This is a genomic window from Serratia sp. LSHTC3, from assembly GCF_057197125.1.
Genome location: NZ_JBXUNP010000001.1, coordinates 988,679 through 1,008,572, shown reverse-complemented (window position 1 = coordinate 1,008,572; position 19,894 = coordinate 988,679). Strand labels below are relative to the sequence as shown.

The 19,894-nt window shown below is 57.7% G+C and carries 15 protein-coding genes; 4 read left to right on the top strand and 11 right to left on the bottom strand.

The window, feature by feature from the left end; translation table 11 throughout:
- Positions 1-5 precede the first annotated feature (5 nt).
- The 8 genes from AC2CGI_RS04805 to AC2CGI_RS04770 form a co-directional block, all read right to left on the bottom strand.
- Entirely contained in the window at positions 6-854 is an 849-nt protein-coding gene (locus AC2CGI_RS04805; RefSeq protein ID WP_015378198.1) for an ATP-grasp fold amidoligase family protein, read from the bottom strand.
- The gene (locus AC2CGI_RS04800; RefSeq protein WP_044031032.1) at positions 835-2,133 is read right to left on the bottom strand and encodes a flippase; all 1,299 of its coding nucleotides are present in this window, start codon (positions 2,131-2,133) and stop codon (positions 835-837) included. Before AC2CGI_RS04800 ends, AC2CGI_RS04805 begins: the two co-directional genes overlap by 20 nt.
- A gap of 4 nt (positions 2,134-2,137) precedes the next feature.
- Positions 2,138-4,318 carry a polysaccharide biosynthesis tyrosine autokinase gene (locus tag AC2CGI_RS04795; protein WP_015378200.1) on the bottom strand — a complete coding sequence of 727 codons (2,181 nt, stop codon included), beginning with the start codon at positions 4,316-4,318 and terminating at the stop codon, positions 2,138-2,140.
- Positions 4,319-4,345: 27 nt separating this feature from the next.
- A complete protein-coding gene (locus AC2CGI_RS04790; RefSeq protein ID WP_076740742.1) occupies positions 4,346-5,479 on the bottom strand; it encodes a polysaccharide export protein in 1,134 nt (377 codons plus the stop codon).
- 45 nt (positions 5,480-5,524) lie between these two features.
- Positions 5,525-6,574, bottom strand: coding sequence for a UDP-N-acetylglucosamine--undecaprenyl-phosphate N-acetylglucosaminephosphotransferase (gene wecA, locus AC2CGI_RS04785; RefSeq protein WP_076740741.1), 1,050 nt, complete (start codon positions 6,572-6,574; stop codon positions 5,525-5,527).
- Positions 6,575-6,747: 173 nt separating this feature from the next.
- A complete protein-coding gene (locus AC2CGI_RS04780; protein ID WP_015378203.1) occupies positions 6,748-7,710 on the bottom strand; it encodes an NAD-dependent epimerase/dehydratase family protein in 963 nt (320 codons plus the stop codon).
- 179 nt (positions 7,711-7,889) lie between these two features.
- Positions 7,890-8,789: a winged helix-turn-helix domain-containing protein gene (locus tag AC2CGI_RS04775; protein WP_033632783.1), complete on the bottom strand. Its 900-nt coding sequence runs from the start codon at positions 8,787-8,789 to the stop codon at positions 7,890-7,892.
- Between the two features lie 771 nt (positions 8,790-9,560).
- On the bottom strand, positions 9,561-10,955 hold the full coding sequence (locus AC2CGI_RS04770; protein ID WP_004934679.1) for a NarK family nitrate/nitrite MFS transporter: 1,395 nt from the start codon (positions 10,953-10,955) through the stop codon (positions 9,561-9,563).
- 349 nt (positions 10,956-11,304) lie between these two features.
- Here AC2CGI_RS04770 and narX point away from each other — a divergent pair, with 349 nt between their 5' ends.
- Positions 11,305-13,089 carry a nitrate/nitrite two-component system sensor histidine kinase NarX gene (narX, locus tag AC2CGI_RS04765; protein WP_015378206.1) on the top strand — a complete coding sequence of 595 codons (1,785 nt, stop codon included), beginning with the start codon at positions 11,305-11,307 and terminating at the stop codon, positions 13,087-13,089.
- A 10-nt stretch (positions 13,090-13,099) separates the two neighbouring features.
- Positions 13,100-13,750, top strand: coding sequence for a two-component system response regulator NarL (narL, locus tag AC2CGI_RS04760; protein WP_033632781.1), 651 nt, complete (start codon positions 13,100-13,102; stop codon positions 13,748-13,750).
- Here narL and AC2CGI_RS04755 read toward each other — a convergent pair.
- Positions 13,747-15,258 (bottom strand): YchO/YchP family invasin, encoded by a 1,512-nt coding sequence (locus AC2CGI_RS04755; RefSeq protein WP_130054771.1) that lies wholly within the window; start codon positions 15,256-15,258, stop codon positions 13,747-13,749. The genes narL and AC2CGI_RS04755 overlap by 4 nt on opposite strands.
- Positions 15,259-15,687: 429 nt before the next feature.
- Between AC2CGI_RS04755 and AC2CGI_RS04750 the strand changes: the two genes are divergently transcribed.
- Together AC2CGI_RS04750 and AC2CGI_RS04745 are read left to right on the top strand one after the other, a co-directional pair.
- Positions 15,688-16,125 carry a prepilin peptidase gene (locus AC2CGI_RS04750; protein WP_484593936.1) on the top strand — a complete coding sequence of 146 codons (438 nt, stop codon included), beginning with the start codon at positions 15,688-15,690 and terminating at the stop codon, positions 16,123-16,125.
- Positions 16,082-16,366, top strand: a complete 285-nt coding sequence (locus tag AC2CGI_RS04745) for a prepilin peptidase (RefSeq protein ID WP_484593935.1) — start codon at positions 16,082-16,084, stop codon at positions 16,364-16,366. The genes AC2CGI_RS04750 and AC2CGI_RS04745 overlap by 44 nt, the downstream gene beginning before the upstream one ends.
- Here the strand turns inward: AC2CGI_RS04745 and AC2CGI_RS04740 are convergent.
- Both AC2CGI_RS04740 and AC2CGI_RS04735 read right to left on the bottom strand, forming a co-directional pair.
- Complete coding sequence (locus AC2CGI_RS04740) at positions 16,363-17,973, bottom strand: hypothetical protein (RefSeq protein ID WP_004934698.1); 1,611 nt, start codon at positions 17,971-17,973, stop codon at positions 16,363-16,365. The genes AC2CGI_RS04745 and AC2CGI_RS04740 overlap by 4 nt on opposite strands.
- A 220-nt stretch (positions 17,974-18,193) precedes the next feature.
- Positions 18,194-19,768: an ABC transporter substrate-binding protein gene (locus AC2CGI_RS04735; protein WP_004934699.1), complete on the bottom strand. Its 1,575-nt coding sequence runs from the start codon at positions 19,766-19,768 to the stop codon at positions 18,194-18,196.
- Positions 19,769-19,894 lie beyond the last annotated feature (126 nt).

Sequence of the window (19,894 nt, the reverse complement as noted above, 5' to 3'; positions counted from 1 at the left end):
AGCGTTTACTCAGTAAAATAACTGCCCCATTCCTGCTCGATGTTTTCCGGCTTAAGCTTGCTTAACCCCGCACCAGGCGTAAACGTCAATTCACCGAAATAGACCTTCTCACCGACCTGGTAGAAATCCACGCGGACATAAGAGAACTGCTGCGCAACCTGGCGAGCCAAGCGCGTCATTTCTTCCAGCCGCGTAGGCCGCGGCATCGGTTCGTCGGCATTCGGCAAGCTGATGCGGATTTCGGTGCGGTTCCAGTCGATATCAAAAATGTCGCGCCGATGGGTGCCGAAACGCTGGTAATCCACCTGGATGAACATGCGAATTTCATGGTTGTCGTTGAAACAATGAAACTTGATATCGTTCGGCACCTGCTCACCATCCAGCAACATGCGTTCCACCATGATGCAGGGTTCGATGTCCAGATAATGCTTTTCGCGACTCTGCTCGTAAAAGTTGCTGCGCATCCACGAACTGCTGAGATCGTACAATTCCGCGTAGCTAACCTGTTGCTTGTCGAACACCAACCGGTTATAGCCGCTGCCATGGTTGGCCTTCAGCACGAAGGCGTCGGGCAACTGCCTGAACGTGTCGTAGCTGAGTTCCGTGCCATGCGCATACAGCTCCACCAGATACTCTTCGCCCCACAGGCCGGCAATAAATTCACGGACCTTGTATTTGTCCGACAAGGTGGTGTAGATGCTGCGCGGATAAATTTTGCGGCGCATGATCTTTTCGCTGAAGCCGGTCGGTTTTGACAGGTGCGGCAGTTTTTTGAAATAGAGCGCGTATTTAACCTGATGGTGCCAGGCATCGGGCAGGCGCTTGGAAATGCTTTTAACCAGGGTGTTTAACATGCTCTCTCCTTAATTTGCTGACAAGACGCGGCAGGCAGTAAAAACAGGTCAGCTGCAGTCGGGTAATTTTCCCGCCACGGAATAAACTGTTCAGAACGAAGAATGAAATGAATTCCGCCAGTAGCGTAGACACCGCAGCGCCGGTCAGGCCGTACCGCGGGATCAGCAGCAGATTCATCGCCACGTTCATCAGAGCCACCAACGGCATCTTGATGGCGATAAAGCGATAACCGGCGAACAGCACGATGCTGCGGTACGAAACCGTCCCCATCACTGAGAACAGCGAGGTCAGCGTACAAATAGCCAGGATGTCGGCGGCCGGTTGAAAAGCGGCGCCATACAGCAGCGCAATAGCCGGGTGGGCGAACCACCACAGCCCCAGCAGCACCGGCAACGACAGGCCCAATACCACCAGATACAGCACCCGGATGCGGTACTCCTGCTCCAACGGATCGCGACAGTTGGCAATACCCGGCATCAACGAGGTGATCAGTGCCATCGGCACAAAAACCCACCCCTGACTGAGGGTGGTAGCGGCGCTGAACCAGCCCACCGCCTGCTCGCCGACCAGATTGCCCAGCATGATTTGATCGATGCGGGTATAAATCACTATCGCCAGACTGGAGATGGCCAACGGCAGGCCCACTTTCAGCAAATAACGGCCATAGCGCCTGGCCTGGCGCGGCGTAACCCGCGGCGTGGCCGCAGCTTCCCCACGGAATAGCCAGAGGCGCGCCAGATAAGGTACGGCGCTGCTGAGGATGTAGGGTACCGCGAACCACACCAGCGGCAGCGCAACGCTCACCAGCGCCAGCCGCAGCCCGATCGACAGCAGCAGCGCCAGGTTGTTGATCAGCGTATTGCGTTTCGACTGCAGGCGGGCATCGTAATAAATTTTGTACACGTCCTGAATCGAGAAATAGGCGCTGATAAGCAGCAACAGCGTCATCAGTTGACTGGCTGGCGGCTGGCTGAAATAGCTCCATATCAGCATCGGCAGCGCCACCACCAGGAACAGCCGGCGGCGCAAACGCATCGAAGCCAACATCAGGCGAATGCCGCTCGGCTGGCGGCGGGCGACGCGGTTGAAAATGATGCTGTCGGCGCCCAGCTGCACCAGCGGCACCACGATGGCGATCGTCGCCAATAGATAGTTGAGAGCGCCAAACTGGGCGGGCCCCAGATAGCGCGCAACGTAAATGGAGACGAAGATGCCGGACAGGCTGAGCGAAACGCGTTCCAGCATCAGCCACAGGGCGTTGGTGATAATGGCCTTCACCCGCTTATTCCTCTGCCTGCCGGTGATCTTCCCGATGGCTTGGATAGGCGAAGTTGTAATAGCTCATGTCGGTCGCCGCCCTCTTCACGATGCCGTTGAGGATTACGCCTCTGATCGCCACGCCATTTTGTTCGAAACGGCGCATGCTGGTTTCGATCTGCTTGACGGTGTTCACCTCAAAACGCACCACCAACAGTGACGTACCGGCGTGATTGCCGACGATGGCCGCGTCCGTCACCGCCAGAATCGGTGGCGTATCAATCAGCACCAGATCGTAGTTTTGCCCGGCCCAGCGCAGGAAATCGGCGAAACGGCGATGCATCAGCAGCTCGGACGGGTTCGGCGGCACCTGGCCACGCGGTACGAAATCCAGATTGGCAATGGCGGTTTTCCGCACCGCCTGTTCCGTCGTCACTTTGCCCACCAGCATGTCGGACAGCCCTTGATGAGCGTCGTCCGATAGCCAACGATGCAAAAATCCTTTACGCATATCCGCGTCGATCAACAGCACCCGCTGCCCGGCCTGCGCCACCACCACCGCCAGGTTGGTGCTGGTAAAACTCTTGCCGCTTTCCGGGCTGGCACCGGAGACCATCAAAATGTTGTTTTTGGCCTCCAGCATAGCGAAATGCAGGCTGGTGCGCAGGCTGCGAATGGCCTCCACCGACAGATCCGCCGGCTCGGCCACCGCCAGGATCGGCAGGCGACGACCGCCGGATTTGGGCAACAGCAGGCGTTGTTCGCGATTGCGTTTCGCCTGCCATGGCGACAGCGGCACGGTGGCGTAGACGTTGATGCCTCGCTTCTCCAGCGTATCGATATCATTGATGCCGCGATGGAAGGCCGTACGCAGCAGCACCACGGCCGCGGTGCCTGCAGCGCCCAATATCAACGCCAACAACACGATGAGCATCTTTTGCGGCTGAATCGGTCGGATAGCGGTTTCCGCCTCGTCAACGATGCGAATATTACCCACCGTGCCGGCCTTGCTGATGCTCAGCTCCTGCTGTTTGTTCATCAGTTGCATGTAAACCTGCTGATCCACCTGCACGTCGCGGGTGAGGCGCAGGATCTCCTGCTGCATTTTCGGCAGCGTCTGTACCTGTTTGCCGAGCCGCGCCTTTTCCGCCTCCAGCGTGGCGCGCTTTTCCATCAGCGCCCGGTAAGCCGGGTGCACGCGGGTATAAAGCTTGGAAATCTCCGCCTCTTTGAAGGTCAGCTCGTTGAGCTGGGCTTCGAGCTGTACCTGCGTGTCCAGCACCGACTTGGCTTCCAGCGACAGATCCACCGAGTCGTTTTGCTGGCGGAACTGGTTGAGCTGGGTTTCGGCGTTGTTGAGCGAGGTTTGCGTTTGCGGCAACTGCTCCTGCAGGAAGGCCAGCATCCGCTGCGCCTCTTCCGTTTTGCGATCCACGTTCTGCTGCAGGTAGTTATCGGTGATGTTCTTCAGCACCGCCTCGGCACGCTGCGGATCTTCGCTCGGCAGCGTAAACGTCATGATGCCGCTGTCTTTGCCGCTCGGCACTACGCCCAGGTATTTACGCAGATCGTCCACCGCTTCTTGACGCGCGACTTTAACCACGGTGAAACTGGTGCCCGGCGCCGCGTCCAGCGCCGAAACGGTCATGCCCCACTCGCCCTGCGCCACCGGTTGCCCAACCACGCCGCTGAACAATTTGGCGCCGTCATGGCTCAGCTCGTAATGTTGCCCATCGCGCACCGTCAGCGTCAGCGCTTCGCCCTGCATGTCCGCCGGCGTTGTCAGCGTGGCGATGTCCAATACCGGCGCCTTTTCACCGCTCAGTCGGGCAAAGCCTTTACCGAATACCGGGAAATAGTCCGGTTCGACGCGCACCGTCAGGCCGAGGGCATCCACCGTTTTGCCGAGCACGTAGCGCGACTTGACCAGCGTCACCTCATCCTGCGTCGCCGCATTTTGCCCCAGCGAACTGTCCAGCGTTTCACGCAGCAGCGAATCGCCGGACAGCTGATTCTCCACCTGCACCACCGCCGTGGCCTGGTACACCGGGGTAGCCAACAGAGCGTAGGCGACGCCCAGCGCACCGACCACGCCGGTCACGACGGCGATCCGCCAGCGGTTATCCCACAGCGGCCCTACCAGACGCTCCCACTCCAGCTTTTCATCTTGTTCGGCCACCATCACGGACAGCGCATTATTTTTCATCTTCTGTTCCTTATTCACCCTGCTGAGTTACCAGTTGCGCACGCGCAAGGTAGCCTCGCTGAGATCGTTAAAACTGCTGATGGTCGGCACCAGCTGGCTGATCAAACGGTTCCAGCGCGCGACCGGCGCCGCGGTGACGTACACGACGTCGTAAGGGTGCAGCTGAAATTCAGCGCCCATCGCCAGCGCGCTGGCGTCGGAGAGATCGAACTGATACAGCGTCGCCAGCCGCTGCGGGGGATTGCCGCCGCTCGGCCGGATCACGAACACCCCGGTCGCATCCGCCACCGTCTGGCTGATCCCTTCGGAAGATCCGAGGGCTTCGGTCAGGGTCATGCCGCTGCGATCCATCTTCAGCGTCGCTTGCTTGCCCACCTCGCCCATCACGAACACTTTCAAGTTGTCATTGCGCGGAATGTAGAGGATGTCGCCCGGCTGCAGCAGCGCGTTCTGGCTGATGTCGCCACGCTGCATCAGCGCCTGCAGCGAGATGGCCCGCTCTTTGCCCTGATGGGTCAGCACCACGTTGCGCCAGTCGGCATTGTCCGTCAGGCCGCCGGCGGCGTTGATCGCATCCAGAATGGTCAGCGGCACGTTGGTGATCGCCTGCTGACCGGAGGTTTTCACCTCACCGGTCACATAAGCCTTCTGCGAGCGGAACGCGGCAATGCTGACATCCACCTGCGGGCTTTCCACATACTGCGCCAGACGGCCGGCGATCAGGCTGCGTACTTCGGTGACGGTTTTGCCCACCACCGCCACGCGCCCGATATAGGGGTAAAAGATCGTGCCATCCGCATGCACCCAGTTACCGGTGTCGCTGGCGCTGCGATATTGCCCGGCCGGCGTGGTCAACTCGGGATGATCCCAGACGGTGACGTTCAACACGTCGCCAACGCCGATACGGTATTGGTAGCTCTGCAACCGCTGATCCAGTGCCGGATTCGGCTGGGCGACCGGTTCAATACGCCGCATTTTCTGCAGCAGCATCGGTGACATGCGGTAGACCTGTACCTGGCTGTTCAAATCGAAATCGTCGTCTTGTTGCACGACGATGGCTTTTCCGCTGGTCGGTAAATGTGAGCCGGGAACCACCGTACAACCGCTCAACAACGCGGAGGTGAAGGCCAACGGCATCAAAAGAGGCAAATGAAAATTCATGGAAATACCGTGATAAACGGGCTGCTGCCGCAGCCCGTGAGAGGATTAACGCCCGACGGTTGGATTATCGCTGAGCATCGTCGCCTGACGCGGTTCGCGCAACATGGCGAAATAACCGCAAAAACAGAACAGAAACGCCACCAGCATCAGGCTTTCCTGCAGCTGCAACACTTCACTGCAAATGCCGATGCAGGCCAGCGTCACCGCCAGCATGGTGCTCATCGCCAGTGCCTGACGCGCATTGAGCCCGCGACGCATCAGAATATGGTGCAAATGATCGCGGCCCGCTTTGAAGGGGCTTTGGCGGCGCAACAGGCGGCGCACCATCACGGTCACCATGTCCATCAGCGGAATGGCGATCAGCCACAGCGCGGTGACCGGGCGCATTACCGCCTGCTGCCCCTGCGTCGCCAGCAACACCAGCCACAGCACGCTGAAGCCGATCACCATGCTGCCGGCGTCCCCCATAAAGATTTTGTTACGCGCGCCGAACAAGCTCAGGTTGAACAGCAGATAAGCCGCCAGCGCGACGATCATGCCCAGGCACCACAGCGCCAGATCTTCCCGGCCACCCAGTCCGAACACGATGGCCAGCGCAACAAAGGTCACGCAGGACAAGGCGCCCAGTTGCCCGTCGATGCCATCCACCATGTTGTAGGCGTTGATCGCCCCCCATACCGCCAGCGGCGTGAGTAGCAACGCGCCATAACCGAGCATCACTTCCTGATGGCCCCAGGCATGGCCCAATGAGGAAAGCTGCATCCCTGCCGCCAGCATCATCGCCAGCGCGATCCCTCCCTGCACCATGAGGCGCGGCGCCACGGGCAGATCAAAGCGGTCATCCAGTACGCCCAACACCACCAGCGCCGTGATGCACAGCAGGTAGACGGTGTTGTCGGGCAGCCAGTCGGGTTGCCACAGCGTCATCAGCATCAGCGTCAGGTACACGGCGATGCCGCCGACCAACGGAATATGTCCCAGATGTTGCTTGCGCGCATTGGGCTTATCCACTAATCCCACCGTCAAGGCGACCCGGCGGGCAATAAGGATCCACGCGACCGCCAGCACAAATATCACGCTCAGTTGATATAACATCGTTCCTCCAGCGAATAAGCACGCTACCGCCCTTGAGTTACAGCTCCCAATGCGCTATTAACAAAAACAAAATTGATCCTGCCAGGATATAAGTCAGCATGAATTTATCCTGAAAAATACAGATTTATCCGCTTGTCGGCGGAATAATCAAATAACGTCAGCGTGCGATTAAGTTATCTATCAGAAAACTCATGTTTAATGGTTCTTTCGATTGCCGAATCAAGTTCAACAGGCGCCACGAAATTATTTTTCACATTACTTTTAAACTGCGTTCTGGCGCAGAATTTCTGTACTCTGACGCGACTGATTGGGAATTTTTTGCGACTTATTTTACTCACAACATCCAATGCGGTTGCACCGCATATGCCTACGGCATAAGGAATGCGAATCGTCTTATTTTCTCTCCCCAATGAAGAGGAAATTACGTCAACCAATTGATTCATCGTAAAGTCCGGTTTATCGACGTAGTTGCTGACCTGATAACTTGACTGTTGATCCAGCGCATATTCCAGCCGCGCGGCAATATTTTCAACGTAGGCCATCGACTTCATATTATTGCCGCTGCCAATCATCACGAAACGTCCGCTGGCGATCTGACGGAACAGGTTATACACGTTGCCACGGTTGCCTTCGCCGAATACCACCGTTGGGCGGATGATAGTCAACCGATTTTCCTCATCGGCCTTGCGCCAGGCTTCATAAACGTATTCCGCCTCAAGCTTGGACTTGCCGTAATGGTTGAAAGGCTCGAAACGTCCTTCTTCGCCGGTCTCCTGTTTGACGAAGCCGTAAACAGCGACCGAGGAGGTGAAAATGATTTGACGGATATTCAGGGCGGAGGCGGTCATGCAGACATGGCGCGCGCCTTCGACATTAACCTGATAATAGAGCGAAATAGGATCGACATTGTCCTGATGCTCCGCCGCCAGATTAATGATGGCGTCGCAGCCCGCCAGCGGTTCTTGCAAGGTCTGGGGTTGCGTCACATCGCCATACTGATAAAGGGATGGAAAATGTGCACTGGGTTGCTTATCGACGATGACCAATGTCAGATCATCGCGCTTACTGAGACGTTTCGCCAGGCGTGTTCCGATAAAACCGGAACCCCCGATAATAGCTACTTTACGCTTATCCATAATTTGTCACTCAGCAGGTTCTCATTATTCCCGTCACCCGATTGGGGCAGGACGCTAATACGCGTTAGGTAATGAGTTCCAGACTGGACAAATCGAACCTGGCTTTCAAATAACAAATAATGAAATAAAAGATTTCATCAAATGTAAAATTATCGCTATAGATAAAACCTCATTCAGCGCTAATTTTTAACATCGTAAGCAACTTGATATTGCAAGGTTTTATTCGGCAATATAAGATTAATCCGACCCTTGCCGGTGGACGAAGAGGTCTCATATTTTACCGGCAATTTCAGCTGGCCTTGCTTAGGATCGACACATTCGATGGTCGCCTGCTCCATGCTCTCGCCCTGGTACAGGCAGAACAGAGTTTGCGGGCTGTTGGTATGAGGGTTATTCAGCGTCAGCGTCAACACCACACGCGTGTTGTTCTGAATATCATTGATCACCGGGGGGCGAGTTTGGTTGCCAAGCACGTATGAAAAATGTGAAATAACCAGCAAAGAGGCGAATACCGTCAGGTATTTCACTACACGGCTGGCGGGCATGCTGAAAAAGCGACGCGCCGCCGCCGACTTTTTTTCACGCGCCGGTTCTTTGGATGACTCCACCGTTGCAACAGGCGCAGCAACCAGCGTCGATTTATGCGGCTTATCTATTTTTTCATCGTTTGTTTCAGACGACTCACTTTCACTTTCAGAAAGTTCCGCTTGAATATTAACACCAATATCTTCACCGCCATTTAATATATCATCATCAGCGTAGTCTTCATCCTCGGATATAAAGTGAAAAGCCGCTTGATTTTCCACCTTGTAACCCAAACGAGGAATGGTTCTGATAAGCGTGTGTTCCGTATCGCTAATCTTTTGGCGAATAGATTTAATTGTTTGATTTATCGTTGAATCTGAGCAATAGGTTCCTTTCCAGATATTTTCTATAATTTCCGTTCGGGTAACCAGTTCTGGCGATCTGGCGACAAGCAGCGAAAGAATTTGATACTCCTTCCAACGCAGACGAAATTTCTCCCCGGCAGGAGTCAGAACATCTAGATTCCTAATCTTTATTCTTTTATCAAGATTCACTTTTAATTTCCTTAGCGTGCCTGTCCTGCACACTTTGTATAGAAATATCAAAAAATGTTCAAGAAATTAAATGTAAACTCAACAGGTTGCATTCATCGGATATTGGCCTTTATAAAAATTTTCTGATTTCATTTTTTACATTAGGCCATATTAAGGATGTTCCGTTTATCCAAATGACTCTTTTTCCCTGTTGGCAACATGGATTTCTTTCATGGTTACCGTAAAATTCAAATGAACACCTCATTGATTTAAAAAGAAAAAACTAACTATGTTGTTCGATTGTTAATCGAATGAAATTGTGAAATTTCATTCTTATCCGTGAATTCATGGTGTTTTCCCACCTAATCTGATTGTCAGATAGACTACAAAAAGCCGAAAAAAACAGAATGAGAGTTATCTGATTTAACCCCGTTACACATTCCACTCGGTGTGTGCTGCATCTAAGACAAAATCCTATTACTGATTTTATAACAATCGCACTAATTATGCTTTGCCCTCCCGGAAATTTCATTTAATCTGCGAAAAAACATTAACGCCTTAATGTAAGAATACTCTCAATAAAACGAAAAAAACGTGCAAATAATATAATCCGTTTTGGCGAAAACATTCTCACATTGAGAGATAGTGCTATAAAAAAAGAAAAAAACGGCAAGCGAAGATGAGAATTTTACCTAAAGACAGAAAATTTCACTGAGGAGGCGAGGAGAGATGACTCGGAATGAGAGAAATATCCCTCCCCTGGCGGGAGGGATTGAGAAAGCAGTTTGATACTCAGGCCTTTTTCTTGCGGCCATACACCGCCCAGGTGATGACCACACACAAGATATAGAACACCAGGAATACTTTCATTGCCCCCGCCGGCGAACCGGTCAGCGCCAGCGAGGTACCGAATGCCTGGGGAATAAAGAAGCCGCCTGCAGCGCCGATCGCCGAGATAAAGCCCAATGCGGCGGCGGAGTCCGTCACCGCTTCACGCTGTGCGCTTTCGTCACTACCGCCGGCCGCTTTCACGCGATCGACAGTGATTTTACGGAAAATGACGGCGATCATTTGGAAAGTCGATCCGCTGCCCAGCCCCGCCGTGAGGAACAGCACCATAAAGATGCCGTAGAAGGCGATGAACGAACCGCCCTCGCCCGCCGTCGGCAAGGTCAGGAACAACAGCGCGGCGAACACGGCCATCACCACAAAGTTGATCAACGTCACCCGCACGCCGCCGAAACGGTCAGACAGCGCGCCGCCGACCGGCCGCGCCAGCGCCCCGAGGAACGGCCCGAAGAAAGCGTAATGCAGGATCACGACCTCCGGAAATTGCGTCTTCGACAGCATGGCGAAACCGGCGGAGAAACCGATGAAAGAACCGAAGGTCGCGAGGTACAGCAAACTCAGCATCCATAAATGCCCACGTTTGAGCACTGGCAGTTGCTGGCGCAGCGATGCCTTGGCCGCCGCCAGATCGTTCATACCGAACCAGGCCGCCAAGGTGGCAACCAGCAGGAACGGTACCCAGATCCAGGCGGCGTTTTCCAGCCACAGCTGCCCCCCTTCTGCCTGATCTTGTGCCGTGCCGCCAAACAGACCAAACAGGCTGAAAGAGATCGCCAGCGGCGCGACCAGTTGCATGACGCTGACGCCCAGATTCCCCAACCCGCCGTTGAGACCCAACGCGCCGCCCTGACGCGCTTTCGGGAAGAAGAAGCTGATATTGGCCATGCTGGAGGCAAAGTTGGCGCCCGCAAAACCGCACAGCAGGGAAATGATGACGAACACGCTGTACGGCGTGCTGCTGTCCTGCACCGCGAATCCCAGCCACAAGCACGGCACCAGCAGGAAGCAGGTGCTGATAGCGGTCCAGCGACGGCCGCCAAACAGCGGGATCACGAAGGAATACGGCACGCGTAAAATAGCGCCCGAGACCGACGGCAGCGCTGTCAACAGGAACAGTTGATCGGTGGAAAAGTTGAAGCCAACCTTGTTCAGGTTGACCGCAACGGCGCTGAACAGCATCCAGACGCAGAAGGCCAGCAGCAGACAGGGAATGGAAATCCACAGGTTGCGGGTGGCGATGCGATGGCCACGCTGCTGCCAAAAGGCGCTGTCTTCAGGATGCCAATCCTGAATCAGCGCACCGGTTTTCTTTGATGAAGGCGTTGCAAGTTGCGACATAAAAACCTCAGACACGGGGGATTATTCCGACACCCTAGGGGGCGGCCCCGGCGGCAAAGTTGATGTATATCAACCCGAATGCAAGTAGTTGGCGGCACAAATAGCGCCTTCATCCCCTTAGGGGTACGTTCCGGATAAAAATTAAATCATTTATAATCAATAAATTATAATCAACCACTTCGTCATTCTTACCGTTTTGCCGCCCCGCTGGAAACTAATGGGTACTTCATTCGAGGTATGGGGTTATGCTCAGGGATAATCAAAAATACGGCTGAATCGTTACTTGTTTACCCCATCGCCGCCTTCGCCCCTGAGCTTCTGCGGCGCCAAATGCCAGGAACCCGCGCTTATGAAACGCCTGTTGGCCCCGCTTTCGATCGTAAATCAGGTCGCCCTGCTGATGTTGCTGTCGGGCATTCTGGGCGTGGCCGGCATGGGGATTTCCGCCTGGATGTCGCAAAGCATTCAAGGCAACGCGCATGCCATCAACAAGGCCGGCTCGCTGCGTATGCAAAGCTACCGTCTGCTGGCGCAGGTGCCGCTGGATGAACGGCATGAAGCGTTGATCCGCGAACTGGAGCGCGACGAAAACAGCCCCGACCTGCAGCGTTCGGTGGAACAGGAAGGGCTGACGCAACCTTTCGACACCTTGCGCGACTACTGGCAACAGACCCTGCAACCTCGCCTGCGTAGCGCGCAGCGCCCGGCCGACGCCGCGCCGCAGGTAGCGCACTTCGTGCAGCTGTTGGATAAGCTGGTCTCGGATATCGACAGGCAAACCGAACGCCGCCTGCTGATGGTGACGCTGGTGCAGGCCGGCTTTATCGCGCTGACCCTGCTGCTGCTGATCGGCACCACCTGCTACCTGCGCCGCCGGTTGCTGCATCCGTGGCGGCAGCTGGTGGAAATGGCGTTGGCGGTGGGCCGCGGCGACTTTAGCCGCCGCTTCGCGCAGCGCGGCCATCAGGATGAAATGGCGTCGCTCGGCGGCGCGTTGAACACCATGTCTGACGAACTGTCGGCCACCTACAGCGGGCTGGAGCAGCGCGTAGCCGAGAAGACCGCGGACCTGCAGCAAAAAAATCAGATGCTGAGCTTCCTCTATCGCGCCAGCCGCCTGCTGCACGCCAGCGAGCCATTGTGCAGCCGCCTGACGCCGCTGCTCAACCAACTGCAAATCCTGACGCCGCTGCGCGCCATTCAGGTGCGGCTGTATGAAAACGACAGCCGGGAGCCGCTGCTGCAGCTGAGCGGCAACCAGCCGTTGCGGCCGGAGCATTGCCATAATCCGGTGTGCAGCGCCTGCCTGCACGACAGCGACCGCCAGCATCCCGACAACCCGTCGCTGAGCTGGAGCCTGAGTGACAAACTTGGCGACTACGGCGTGATCGTGGCGCAACATGCGCCGCAACAGCCGCTGAACGATGAGCACCGCCAGCTGGTCAACACTTTGGTGGAGCAACTGACCAGCGTGCTGGCCATCGAACGTCAGGTAGACCACCAGCAGCAGCTGATGCTGATGGAAGAACGGGCGGCAATCGCCCGCGAGCTGCACGACTCCATCGCCCAATCGCTCTCCTGCCTGAAAATGCAGATCGCCTGCCTGCAGATGCAAGGCGAAACGCTCTCGTCCGCCAGCCAGGCGCTGGTGCAGCAGATGCGCGAAGAGCTGAACGGCGCCTATCGCCAGCTGCGCGAGCTGCTGACCACCTTCCGCCTGCAGCTGACCGAACCGGGCCTGCTGGCGGCGCTGCAATCGACGGTAGCGGAGTTCAATCCCAAACTGGGCCTGAACATCAGCCTCGATTACCAACTGGGGCCTCGCACGGTGCCCGCCTACCAGGCCATTCATCTGCTGCAGATCGCCCGCGAGGCGCTCAGCAACATCCTTAAGCATGCCGCCGCCAGCGAGGTGAGCATTCAGGTCATCAACAAACGGGGCGAAGTGACCCTGAGCGTATGCGATAACGGACGCGGCCTGCCGGCCGAAACATCCCGCCCCGACCATTACGGCTTGATCATCATGCGCGATCGCGCCAAGAGCCTGCACGGCCGTTGCGACATTTTACCGCGCAGCGGCGGCGGCACCGAGGTGCGAGTCAGCTTCACGCCGGATAACCACGCCATCGACTAACGGAGACACCATGACGACAGAAACCGCCGCCACCATCTTACTGATCGACGACCACCCGATGCTGCGCAACGGCGTAAAACAGCTGATTGGCTTGGACGCTCGCCTGCAGGTCATCGCCGAAGCCAGCAACGGAGAACAAGGGGTCACGCTGGCGGAGCAGCACGATCCGGATCTGATCCTGCTCGACCTCAACATGCCCGGCATCAACGGGCTGGAAACGCTGGATCGTCTGCGCCAGACCGACCTGTCGGGGCGCGTTGTGGTGTTCAGCGTGTCCAACCATGAAGACGACGTCGTCAGCGCGCTCAAACGCGGTGCCGACGGTTATTTGTTGAAAGACATGGAGCCGGAGGATCTGCTGAAGGCGCTGCATCAGGCGGCGGCCGGGCAGATGGTGCTCAGCGAAACGTTGACGCCGATCCTCGCCGCCAGCCTGCGGGAAAACCGCCCCAGCGCCGATCGCGATATTCAGCAATTGACGCCGCGCGAACGGGATATTCTGAAGCTGATCGCCCAGGGGCTGCCGAACAAGCTGATCGCCCGCCGCCTGACCATCACCGAAAGCACCGTCAAGGTACACGTCAAACACCTGCTGAAAAAGATGAAGCTAAAATCCCGCGTCGAGGCCGCCGTGTGGGTGCTGCAGGGTAAAAACGGTTAGTCGCCGCCGTACAGCGGCCCGGTTTGCGCCGGGATCGGCGGCGGCGTCAGGGTTTTGATCGGCGGCAGGCCCGCGTCATCACCGGCGGTCGCCGTCAGCGGCGGCGCCACTTTCAGCTCTATCCAGTTGGACGTCACGCGCTGCTGTTTATCGTCCTCCAGCGTGACCGATAGCCGGTAGCTGTTGGCGGCGCCCGGCGCATCGTCCCACGGTGGCACGATCGCCGTCCAGCCCTGCGGATCGTTGGCGTTGTGCGGCGGCGTCAGGCTCAGCGCCTGCGTATCCCCCTGCCAACTGACGTGAGAAATCCCGTTCAATGCCTTGATTTCCAGCACCAGCGGCACGGTTTCCCCCGCCTGCAGGCTCCACGGCGGCGTGGCGAGGAACACCTGCAGCGTTTTGCGCTGGCGGAACTCCAACACCGGCACGTTCTTGCGTTCGATAGGATCGTAGCGGCTGCCGCGCAGCGACTTGGCCTGCGCCACATACTCCGGCGAAATCTGCTTCACCAACGGCACCCCGAGCCGATAGCTCAGCGCCAGCTCGATCTGATCCTGGCTCTGCCCGCCCGCGCCAATCTTATGCAGCGCCTTCATCGTCACCAGCGGCACCGGGGTGTAATTGAGCCCCAGCTGCATCGCGCGCGGATCGTTTTGTTTTTTGCCGCTGCCGAACAGATCGACATTATCGCCGAGATACTGCTCATAGCTGAGCGAACCGCCGATCTGGCGATAAAACGGCAGATAGCCTTGCGTCGTAATGTCGTAACCGCGCGCCGGGCGGCTGAAAAACACGCCATCGCCAGGCTGTTGCGCCAGCGCCGACAGCGGGTAGTAATAGTTGGTGGAGAAACGCAGGTAGTCTCCCCAGGCCTCCGCGCCGACGCTGCCGCGATTGCGCTGCCGGGCGAAATCGCTGTCGAGCGCCGTGTTGTACCCCAGCAGCCAGTCACCGGCGATCCAGCGCTGCCCCAGCGCGAAATTACCGAGCGCCCCGGCGCTTTGCTGTAGCCAGCCGATCTGGCTGTAGGTCAGCAATCCGTCGACGTCGTACAGCGGGCTGAATAACTGCCCGTTGCTGCCGGTAAAGTCCCCCTCACCGGTCATCTTCAGCGATAATCGGGCGGTGCCCAGCGGCGACAACAGTTCCTGCGCCTGCTGTTGCAGCGCGCCGGTCGCCTGGCCCAGCAGATAATCCTCGGCGCGGCTGCGCATCTGCTGACGGGAAACGTTATTCAGATCTTTTTCGCCGAACTGCTTCGCCATCTCGGCCCACTGCTTCTCGCGCGCGGCGTCATCGGGCGCGCCGCCCAGTTCGGGCAAGTTCGCCGCCGGATCTGCGGCGGCCGGTGCGGAAGAGACAACGCTCTCCGGCGCCGGCGGGGATTCGGCACAGGCGGGCGCCGCGCCGGCCAGCCACACCAGCGCCCCGGCCAGCCACATCGTCCGCCGGCTGTGCCAGCGTCGTTTTTTGGTTTTGATGAGTCCCGGCTGAATTTCGTCTTTCATGGCACCGTTGTCCCCCCTCCCTCCTGGAGCGGGCCAACCCACTGCTTTGCTGTCGCCTTTCCCGCGGCAGTTCTGGAAACCCTACGCCCCGTCCAGGCCGGGGCGCCTCTCCCTTAAAGCCTAACGGCTTGACGAACAGAAACAATAGGATAAACCTCAATCACTCCCCAGTGACGCCGTCACTTACGCCATTTACCGATCCATTCCGGCCGCCAGGTGAATTCACACCATTTCAGCACCGATTTTGCCGATAAAAAACGCAACACCCCACTGCTGCACGCCTCCGCGCATGACATTGCCTCACTCTGCAATACGTGAAGTGGCGATGCGTACAACTGCGCATTCCTCACAGCCCACCGCATTTCACCCCGATGAAATACGCATTTTGCCGTTATTTTAAACATCTATTTCACGACTGACGGAGCCCCGATGTTTCTTTCCTTACTGTGGCCCGCGCTGTTTTTCACCGCGCTGCTGTCAGCAGGTGCGGTCGCCTTCACGCTCATCACCCGGTTGGAGCGAATGGCGGCCGGGCGCGCCAGCCCACCGAAATTGCGCCGCCGTAGCCTGCTGCTGACGGCCTTCGGTTTGGCGTTGACGGCGCTGCCCTTCGACCTGCCGGCAGCACACCGGCTGTGGTTGCCGCCGGCCGCGGCGCTGCTGATCGCCCTGGCCTGGCTAGACTGGCGCCACCGGTGGCTGCCGGACCGGTTAACCCAGCCGCTGCTGTGGGGCGGGATGCTGTGCAATCTTGATGCTCGCTGGGCGACGCTGGGCGACGCTGGGCGACGCGGTTATCGGCGCCGCCGCCGGCTACGGGGGGTTGTGGCTGCTCAATGCGCTTTATCGGCAGGTGCGGCGGCGTAACGGCATCGGCCAGGGTGATTTCAAACTGCTGGCGGCGCTGGGCGCCTGGCTCGGTTGGACGATGCTGCCGCTGCTGGTCTGTCTGGCGGCCATGTTCGGATTAGGCATGGCATTGACGCGCGGCCGCCGCAACCGCCGCGCCTGGCGAACGCGGCAACCTTTCGGCATCGCCTTGGCGGCCGCCGGCTGGCTGTTGCTCTTGATGGACGCCGGCCAGAATGCGCCGGCGTTATTCGGTTAGTTCTTCAGTGTCTCGATCAGCCGATTGAGCAATCCGGCCACTTCCGCAGTGCTGGCCGTTGTCGGATTGGCCAGTGGCTGGATCACCGCGAGCCTGGTGGTGGATAACACCTCATCGCTGCGGATTTCCAACGCATCGGCGGGTGGCGTGCTCAATGAAACGCCGTCCGGCCGCCAGTAGCTGCCGCGCGTAGTCTGCACCTGATAACTGCCAAAGCCGAAATCTTTCTCGACGCGGTAATATATTTCGCAGCTTAACGGCCCGGTGCGCCGCAACATAAAGGCGCCTTTCGCGCTATAGCTGCCTTTATTGACGACAAAGGCGGTCGCCTGCGAAGACAGATCGAACGTGATATATAAATCGCACGCCAGCACCTTGGTGCTTACGCCCTGTTGCAGAGTAATGCGCGTTGTTGGTTGCCGATCCGGCGCGGTCAGGGTGCCTAAAAAAGTCCACGATTGCTGTTTCGAGATATTGCGCGGCAAATGGTTGCTGGTGGCGGAAGGGGCAATTCCCCGCTCGCCCAGACTGTACATCGCTTCGACCCCGCTTAAAAACGACGTAACGTCGACGGTGCTTTTGCCGGCCACCGGGACGCCGCCGTTGTATACGTTACTGAAGGTTACCTCGGTATTGTTGCTGCAGGCGGCGATCGCCGCCGGGAACGGCGTCTTAGAACCGCTGTAAAGAGTCAACTGACCGATGTCCCAACGAGATTCGTTGATGAATCGGCACAACACGCTCCCGCTCTCCACATTCTGCGCGTCCTGGATATTGATATTGCCTATCGTGCCCTGGGCAAAGTTGGTGGACAACACGCTGACATTGGCGGCGCGCTGCGTGTTGCGGTTCTCGCAACCCAACGAATTGATCGTGCCGTTAAAATCTTTGAACGAGTAGATATCGCCGATGCAGTCATCCGCAGCCAACGAGCCGATAGTAGAGTAAAACCCTGAAATTCTGAACGCAGTCCCCTTGGCGCGAGCGGCGTAGAGGCCGTCTATAAAATTGGTGGTGCCGGACTTGTCCATCCACAGCACCCCATCGCCCGGGCGATTGGCGTTTGCCTCCATCTGCACGTTCACCAGCCAGTTAATGAACATGTCGCCCGAGACAAACAGCGAATAACCGCCGACCTTGGTGTAGATGTCGCGAATATCAAACTTCGTCATATTGCGATCGCTGAACCACACGCCGTGAGTGTCGTCTACGCCGGTATCATCCCGCAACGTCAAGCCGTGCAGCGTCAGATTGGCGAAGCCTTTCACCACGATCACCGCTTTCTTCGTTTCGCCCTGTTCGTTGGTGTAACTGCTGTCCGCCGTCTTGACAATTTTGGTCGCCCGTCCCAATCCGACCACCCGCAACCCGATGCCGCCGTAGATGTCCGTTGTCGTCTGAATGAGTACGTGTCCGGCGACCGTATACACCCGCTTCCCAAGGGACAGCGTACCGCCGGCTTGCAGCGCCGCCGCCGCCGCTTTGTTGATCGCCGGCCCCCAGTTGCTTCCATCGCTGTCCTGATAAAACTGTTCCGGCGTAACAACCTCACCGGTGGCGATCAAGGTTGCTGCGCGCGCTCCTGAAGCGTTTTCGTTATTGTCCATAATATCTCCTGACGTGATGTGTCCGCATCATTGCGGACGGCCGCGGTGAAAGGCGTAAACAACGCCGCCTTTCAGTGCCAATCTATCACCGTCATATGAGCGCGTTATGAAATTTCATTTTATTTCACCCTGACACAACATCTCGCGATCCGAGGTAGCAACAGCCAGCGATTTCACTCGCCGTTGGCCTTTGGTGCGACAGAAAGCTCGGCCAGGCCCGCTACTTGCTGACCCGATCCAGATACAGCATGCTGTTGGCGATATCCAACCGGGCACCTTCGACGTTGTCCCGCAATGCCACCAGCGTTTGCCCCTGCAGCGCCACCACATACGGCGAACTGGCCTGCAGTTCCCGTTGCAACGTGACGTAACGTGCGCTGCGCGCGGCGCTGTTCCCTTCCGCAGCCGCGGCGCGCGTTTCCGCGCTGATGGCGGGAATGTTCCACTGGGTGCGCCAGGCCAGGGTTTTCGGCCCACCGGGCACGTTATAGGCAAAGGCGCTGGCGTTGGTGTTCGGATCCAGGTAGTCGGCGCCCCAGTAGGTGAAGATCGCCTGAAAATCGCGGCCGCGCATCTTGCCCCACAGATCGCTTTCTACCACCGGATGGATATCCAACCGCAGCCCGGCCTGCGCAAAACTGGCCTGCAGCGCCTGCGCGATGTCGGTATACGGCGGTTGGTTGATGACGATAAGATCGATGCGCGTGCCTTCAGCGATGCCGGCATCGCGCAGGATCTGTTTGGCTTTGTCCACGTCGAGCTTAAACGGCCGATCGTCGAGTGCCCCGTCCAATCCCTGCGGCAAGAAGGCCTGATGCACGCGATATTGCCCTTTCAGCAGTTGCTCGGCGATGCTCTGATAATCGACCAGCCAGCGCGCCGCCTGCCACAACGCCGGATTGCCCAGCGCCGGATTGTCTTTGCTGCCGGTGTTGAAACCGAGGTAATAGATCCGGGGCGCATCGGCCTGCTCAATGCGCACGCCAGACGCGTTACGCAGTGAGTCGAACTGGTCGGCCCCCAGATCGTAGGCCACGTCGGCATCCCCTTTCAGCAACAGCAAACGGCGGGTACCGGCGTCGCTGACGTTCTTGAACAACACCGTTTTCAACCTTGCCGGCGACGGAGCGTAGTCATTACGGCCAAACAGCAGCGCTTCATGCGGCACATAGTTGTTCACCCGATACGGGCCGCCGCCGGCGGAATGGCTGCGCAGCCAGCCGTTACCGTAGTCCCCCTGCTGCGCGTGCTCGTTCAACAGCTTTTCATCCACGATCGAAGCCACATTCGCCGTCAGCAGCCGCAGCGCCAACTCGCTGCCGATGTTGGCGGGCCAACTGAGTTGCACCTGGTTATCTCCCACCTTCTTCAGCTGTTGCTCAACGTTATCCGGCGTCCAGCCAAACTCGCCGAGAATAAACGACGGCGCCTTGTTCAGCTTCACCGCGCGAACCAGCGAAAAAATCACATCTTCTGGCCGCAGCGGGTTGCCGGAAGCGAAACGCTGCTGCGGTTTCAGGGTAAAGGTCAGGCTGCGGCCATCGGCGCCCGCTTGCCAACTGCCTGCGGCGTCCGGCGCCAGCTTTTGCGGCGCGGCGCGATCCGGCGCCACCAGGCGCTGATAGAGGTTGACCAGATTGGCCGAACTGACGGTTTCAAAGCTCTCCGCCGGATCGAGGCTGATAATGCCCTCCAACGAACTGACCACCACCAAGGTATCCTGCGGGGTGGCAGCCTGCGCACCGAAAGCGGCCGCCAGCGCGCCATACAATAAGGTTGGAATTAACCGTTTCATCGATACACTCTCCACAATCACGCGGTTGCGCTGTTTTTCGAGTGTAGGGGGTAAGAATTAACAGAAGAACGACGATAAATTGCTTTATTTATTACCAAGATGGATATGCCCGCCGCGTTGGCGGGC